The organism is Bacillus sp. JJ722, assembly GCF_036963345.1.
Lineage (GTDB): Bacteria > Bacillota > Bacilli > Bacillales > DSM-1321 > Bacillus_AD.
Window position 1 is genome coordinate 1 of record NZ_JBALMO010000308.1, and the last position, 5,512, is coordinate 5,512.

Consider the following 5,512-nt stretch of genomic DNA (forward strand, 5'->3'; position numbering starts at 1 on the left):
ATTTAATATGGAAATAGCCAATAAATAAGCTGCGTTTTTTCTTATGAAGCTTCGTTCCATACATGTATATTCTCCATACTATTTCTGTCGCTGTTTTACTTTTATCCCGTTCATGGCGCTAAGACTATCACTTCAAAACGAAAGTAAAAACGAAGACGTTTAAGTGGGAGATTAATCGCCAGTAAGAAACCCGATTAACGTTTTACTTTATAGATTACAGAATGAGATTCTGGTAGCATATAGTCTTTTGCTGGTAAAGGTGTTCGATTGATTATTTTTCCTACTTGATTTCGCATTGCTTATCTTTTAATATGGAAATAATAGTTAAAGCGTTGAAGAAGAAGAGTAGGCATTAAGAATGTTTCAGAGAGCTGATGGTAGGTGAGAATCAGTACAGGATTATTGTTGAATGGGCTTCTGAGCTTCTAGATTGAAAAGTGTAGTAGGTCTAGCGGATTGTCTTACCGTTAAAAGAGACTAAGTATCGAGACAAGTGTTTTGTTTCTGTACGGATTAAGTGCGTTTACATATGTAAACGAATAAAGGTGGCACCACGGGTTACTCGTCCTTTTTTTATGGATGAGTAGCCCTTTTTGTGTTTTGAAGAAATGGAGGTATATGCATGAAGAAAATGATTTTAACCGGAATTAAGCCAACGGGACGCATTCATTTGGGGAACTACATTGGAGCGATAAAACCTGCTCTAGAGCTTGCCAATCAACCAGATTATCAGCCAGTTTACTTTATAGCTGATTATCATGGCTTAACAAAAATCCATAATGGAGATGAAATGAGACAGCTGTCCTATATGAATGCTGCAACATGGTTATCTTTAGGGTTGGACCCTAATCAGGCAATTTTCTATAGACAATCGGATATTCCAGAGATATTTGAATTAAATTGGATTTTAGCATGCTTTGCATCTAAAGGCTTAATGAATCGAGCTCATGCATATAAAACGATTGTTGAAACTAATAGAGAAAGTAATAAGGATCTAGATTTAGGTGTTCACATGGGGCTCTTTACTTATCCGATTCTTATGGCGGCGGACATTTTGCTATTTAAGACTGATACTGTACCTGTAGGAAAGGATCAAATACAACATGTAGAAATTGCAAGGGATATTGCTGAGAGTTTTAATCATGTCTATGGTGATACATTCAAGTTACCGAATTACAAAGTACAAGAAAGTACAGCGGTATTACCAGGATTAGATGGTAGGAAGATGAGTAAGAGTTATAACAACACAATACCTCTTTTTGATGAACCTAAGCAGTTACAAAAGTTAATCAATAAAATAAAAACAGATTCATTACCACCTGAAGCGCCAAAAGATCCAGATCAATCCATTATTTTTACATTGTATAAAGAATTTGCTTCTACAAATGAGATTGATAAAATGAAAAATCAATATGTAAATGGAATTGGTTGGGGAGAGGCTAAGAAAGAGCTATTTCATGTGATGAATAGGTTTTTAGAAGAACCACGTGAGAGGTATAGAGAACTGATGGCATCTCCAGAAAAATTGGATGAAATATTATTGTATGGGGCAGATAAAGCAAGAGCAGTTAGCGGTCCATTATTGAAGGAAATTCGCAGTAAAATAGGGTTTAACCATTGAAATCCTATTTTCAATGGTTTGCTCTGACTTATTAACTTCAAGGGTTTACAAAATGTAATAAATCATATATATTTATTACGAAATTTTCTGAAAAGAGGTTTTGATTTTTTATGATGAAACTTATTAATCGCTAATTAAAATTCAAACACGAATTTGATAGTGTGAAAAGTCAATTAAGGGTTTTTTCTTAGTTTTATTTAGTGAGCTTTTTACACATGGCGATTAGAAGACATTATATCTTATTAAAGCGAATCTTAAGTAATGTTCTATTCCTTATTGGAGTAGGTTTATTCATACTGAACTTAAATTTGACTATGAGAAGGTTATTCTTCTTGTAGTCTTTTTTGTTCTTTTTTGGAGGTGAGCGGAACGGCAGGTGAAAAAACATAAAGATTAAAGGAAAGGTGATTAATAATGAGTCATTATCAATTAATAAGCGACTACAAGGATCATGAAGTTTATAAGAAAAGCTTTAACGAATTGGCAAAAATGGTGTTTCAGATTGACTTTAAAAACTGGTACGAGAAAGGGTGTTGGAACGACAAATATATATGTTATTCATATATTGATGGAGATAAAGTGATTGCAAATGCATCTATAAGTAAAATGACGATTGTATCAAACGGTAAAGAATATAATGCTATACAAGTGGGCACGGTGATGACGCATCCTGATTATCGAAATCAAGGTTTAAGTACGAAGCTAATGAATCACATCATCGAAAAGTATGAAAAAGACTATGATTTTACCTACTTATTTGCAAATAAAACGGTTCTAGATTTTTACCCTACATTTGGCTTTGAAAAGGTTCATGAAAGTAGTTATACGATGAATATTTCGGAAGTTAAAAGGCTACCAGCAAGATCTACTTTACGTCGATTGGACATAACTAATGAAAAAGACTATGAGTTGATTCAAAGATTCGCAGTTGAAAGAATATCTGTATCTTCAATATTAGGAGTAATTAATAATGAGTCTCTATTAATGTTCTACTTGATCCTAGTATTTAATGATGCGATTTATTATCTCGAAGAGGAAGATGTGATTGTAATATATAATCATGAGGACAATCAGCTTCATCTATATGATGTGATCAGCAGGAAACCCGTTGAAATAGATTATATTATAAATAGTATTGTTACTTCTGAAACGGAGACGATTAATTTTTACTTTACACCAGATTATGACGGGAAAGAGATTCATACAGAGTTCATAACTGATAGTGATGATACATTATTTGTTCGTCCGTCATTTCTAGAAAAAAAGAAGCATTTTCAATTTCCTTTAACATCACATTCGTAATAGTTATCATTGAAAGCTGGTGTATAGATTTTTGAAAATTTAAAATAAAATGTTATATTATTCTAAAAATGGATATGGGGGGAAGAGCAGATGAAAATTAAAAAAGTTCAACTTCTAATTTCTAATTTTGAACAGACAGTATCTTTTTATAAAGATCTATTACAGTTTAAGCTATTGTCGGCTAATACAACTAATGCCATCTTTCAAATAGGTAGTAGCGAACTTGAATTAATGAAAGACCAAGAACAAAATGATTATTATTATCATTTTGCATTTAATATCCACTCAAATTTATTTCAAAAAGCAAAAAGCTGGCTTGCTGAGCGAGTAGAGCTATTGAGAGAAGACGGCGTTGATGAGATTGACTTTGATGGTAGAGCACAAGCAAATGCATGTTATTTTGAAGATCCAGCAGGCAATATCGTCGAATATATTGCTAGAAGAGAAATATCACCCACTTCTACAGATCAAGTATTTACATCAAATAATGTTTTATCAATTAGTGAAATGAGTCTTACTACAGATGATTTAAATAAAGTTGCACAAAAATTTGAAGATATTAAGATTCCAGTTCGAGATCATGAAGAACTATACTATGAGGAATATTTAAATTTTATGGGTGAACATGAAGACGGCTGCTTTATTCTATTTGGTCCTGTGGGCAGAAGGTGGCTGTTCTCTGAGAAACTAGCTATTGCTTCGCCGGTTACTATTTATACGGACAGAGGGATGATAAGCAATTTGTAGCTTAATGTTTCATAGAGATTGGAATGAGGTTGGCAATAAAGGGGAGATTTTATGGGAGTAGTATCAAATAGAGATGTACCTACTAAATTAATAAAAGATTTTTTCGAACAAAATTGGGGTAGTCCAGAAATGGTTATATCCAGTGGTAGTTATGATTGTACTAAGCTAGAAGGCTTTACTTTTTTAAATGAAAAGAATGAAATGATCGGTTTAATCACCTATACAATGATAGAGGATGAATGTGAAATTATTTCTCTAGATAGTCTTGAAGAAGGTAAAGGAATTGGTACAACACTTCTTCAATCCGTTGAAGATATGGCTATGAATAATAATTGTAATCTGGTTAAACTTGTTACGACTAATGATAATTTGTTAGCGTTAAAATTTTATCAAAAACGTGGGTACAGCTTATCACAGATATTGTGTAATGCAGTTGACGAAGCAAGAAAGTTAAAACCTGAGATACCTTTAATAGGTAACGATGGTATTCCGATAAGAGATGAGATTGTCCTACAAAAAGTATTTAAATAATGATAAAAAAAGGACCTGAAAAAATATTTTTCTTAGGTCCTTTTCTTTACTAAATAGCGCTATTATTTTTTAATATTATTAGCAAACTGTTCCATAATGGCTTTCACTTCTGAAACAGATTCAGGTTTTAATATACTGATCATTCTCGGAACGAAGCTATTCATATAATCCATATTGAAAGTTCTATCTTGTTGTTTTTGAAAGCTTTCTGCAAGCAATGCTTTCGCTTCCTCTTGTTTATCATCTTGTACTCTTTCAAGAATAAATGTAAAAAACTTCTCTTGTCCTGTATTCATTTTATAAATCCTCCAAATAAATTAAATATAATTAGTTACTCTAAATCGGTAATGGTTTTTACAACCTGTATCTCATCCTCGTTTTCAACAACATGTTTCAGGATGGATAATTTATTGCTCCAAAATTGCTCATAATAAGAAAGCCATTGCTTTAATTCTGTTAAAGGTTCTGGATGTAACCGATAGATTTTTTCTCTACCAACTTTCTCTCCACTTATTAATTGTGCTTCAGAAAGAATATGGAGATGCTTTACAACAGCTGTACGACTCATTGGAAAATGGGCTGTGATTTGAGAAATAGGTAGTTCTTTTTTTAAGAGTAAACGAAGTACTTCTCTCCTAGTTGGATCTGCGATAGCTTGGAACACGTCATACTTTTTTGCTGACGCAGTCATTTAAGCTTCAACAACTTTTTTCAATTTAATAGTAACAATATCAACCCAACCTTGATTCATTCTATCGCGTACATCAGAACTTGTTTGCTTAGCCTTCGATATAATTGCTTCTTTATTTTTCCAACCACCGTGGATTAGTGTAAATTCTGTTTGATCGCCTATCTCTTTCAAGATAAATGAAACAACCCATCCATCAGTATCCCATGAGAAAGAAAAAAGGTGAGGTTTTTCAACTTCTAATACTTTACACGGAGATGGCCCAAATGGTGATTGTAAAGTAAATTCATGGCCTACCTCTAGTTGAAAATCAACTGGCGGCATAAACCATGAAGCAATTCCTTCTGCAGTAGAAACTTTTTCCCATACTTTATGTATAGGGGCATTGTAAATAGCAGTTTGTTTAATTTCTTCAACTACATTTTGATTATGATCTGCCATAATGGTTTTATTTCTCCTTAACTTTTGATAAAGTAACACCTTTTAGTGTTGTTTTGTATCTTATAACACCTTTTAGTGTTATGTCAACAATGTTAATATATTTGAAAATATTGCTTTTTCTTCATCGTTTTAGCATTCCTTAAATTCAATCGTTAATACGAAAAAAGAGCAATATAACATCC

The 5,512-nt window shown here is 32.7% G+C and carries 7 protein-coding genes and 1 other annotated feature; of the genes, 4 read left to right on the forward strand and 3 right to left on the reverse strand.

Annotated features, from left to right (window positions below):
* The first annotated feature begins 323 nt into the window (after positions 1–323).
* Positions 324–573 (forward strand) — a binding site (T-box leader).
* 49 nt (positions 574–622) lie between these two features.
* The 4 genes from V7014_RS24645 to V7014_RS24660 all read left to right on the forward strand — a co-directional run bounded on the left by V7014_RS24645 (position 623) and on the right by V7014_RS24660 (position 4,201).
* On the forward strand, positions 623–1,621 hold the full coding sequence (locus V7014_RS24645) for a tryptophan--tRNA ligase (protein WP_335511334.1): 999 nt from the start codon (positions 623–625) through the stop codon (positions 1,619–1,621).
* A gap of 414 nt (positions 1,622–2,035) precedes the next feature.
* Complete coding sequence (locus V7014_RS24650; protein WP_335511335.1) at positions 2,036–2,923, forward strand: GNAT family N-acetyltransferase; 888 nt, start codon at positions 2,036–2,038, stop codon at positions 2,921–2,923.
* Between the two features lie 90 nt (positions 2,924–3,013).
* Positions 3,014–3,670: a VOC family protein gene (locus tag V7014_RS24655; RefSeq protein WP_335511337.1), complete on the forward strand. Its 657-nt coding sequence runs from the start codon at positions 3,014–3,016 to the stop codon at positions 3,668–3,670.
* A gap of 51 nt (positions 3,671–3,721) precedes the next feature.
* Positions 3,722–4,201, forward strand: a complete 480-nt coding sequence (locus V7014_RS24660; RefSeq protein ID WP_335511338.1) for a GNAT family N-acetyltransferase — start codon at positions 3,722–3,724, stop codon at positions 4,199–4,201.
* A 62-nt stretch (positions 4,202–4,263) separates the two neighbouring features.
* On the opposite strand, the gene V7014_RS24665 is transcribed toward V7014_RS24660, so the two are convergent.
* The 3 genes from V7014_RS24665 to V7014_RS24675 are packed head-to-tail and all read right to left on the reverse strand — an operon-like array spanning position 4,264 to position 5,330.
* The gene (locus tag V7014_RS24665) at positions 4,264–4,497 is read right to left on the reverse strand and encodes a hypothetical protein (protein ID WP_335511340.1); all 234 of its coding nucleotides are present in this window, start codon (positions 4,495–4,497) and stop codon (positions 4,264–4,266) included.
* Between the two features lie 35 nt (positions 4,498–4,532).
* Positions 4,533–4,892, reverse strand: a complete 360-nt coding sequence (locus V7014_RS24670; protein WP_335511341.1) for an ArsR/SmtB family transcription factor — start codon at positions 4,890–4,892, stop codon at positions 4,533–4,535.
* Positions 4,893–5,330, reverse strand: coding sequence for an SRPBCC family protein (locus tag V7014_RS24675; protein ID WP_335511343.1), 438 nt, complete (start codon positions 5,328–5,330; stop codon positions 4,893–4,895).
* Between the last annotated feature and the right edge of the window lie 182 nt (positions 5,331–5,512).

Coding starts and splice junctions, on each gene's coding strand:
- V7014_RS24665 (WP_335511340.1), bottom strand. CDS start 4,497: ATGAATACAGGACAAGAGAAGTTTTTTACATTTATTCTTGAAAGAGTA.
- V7014_RS24670 (WP_335511341.1), bottom strand. CDS start 4,892: ATGACTGCGTCAGCAAAAAAGTATGACGTGTTCCAAGCTATCGCAGAT.
- V7014_RS24645 (WP_335511334.1), top strand. CDS start 623: ATGAAGAAAATGATTTTAACCGGAATTAAGCCAACGGGACGCATTCAT.
- V7014_RS24650 (WP_335511335.1), top strand. CDS start 2,036: ATGAGTCATTATCAATTAATAAGCGACTACAAGGATCATGAAGTTTAT.
- V7014_RS24675 (WP_335511343.1), bottom strand. CDS start 5,330: ATGGCAGATCATAATCAAAATGTAGTTGAAGAAATTAAACAAACTGCT.
- V7014_RS24660 (WP_335511338.1), top strand. CDS start 3,722: ATGGGAGTAGTATCAAATAGAGATGTACCTACTAAATTAATAAAAGAT.
- V7014_RS24655 (WP_335511337.1), top strand. CDS start 3,014: ATGAAAATTAAAAAAGTTCAACTTCTAATTTCTAATTTTGAACAGACA.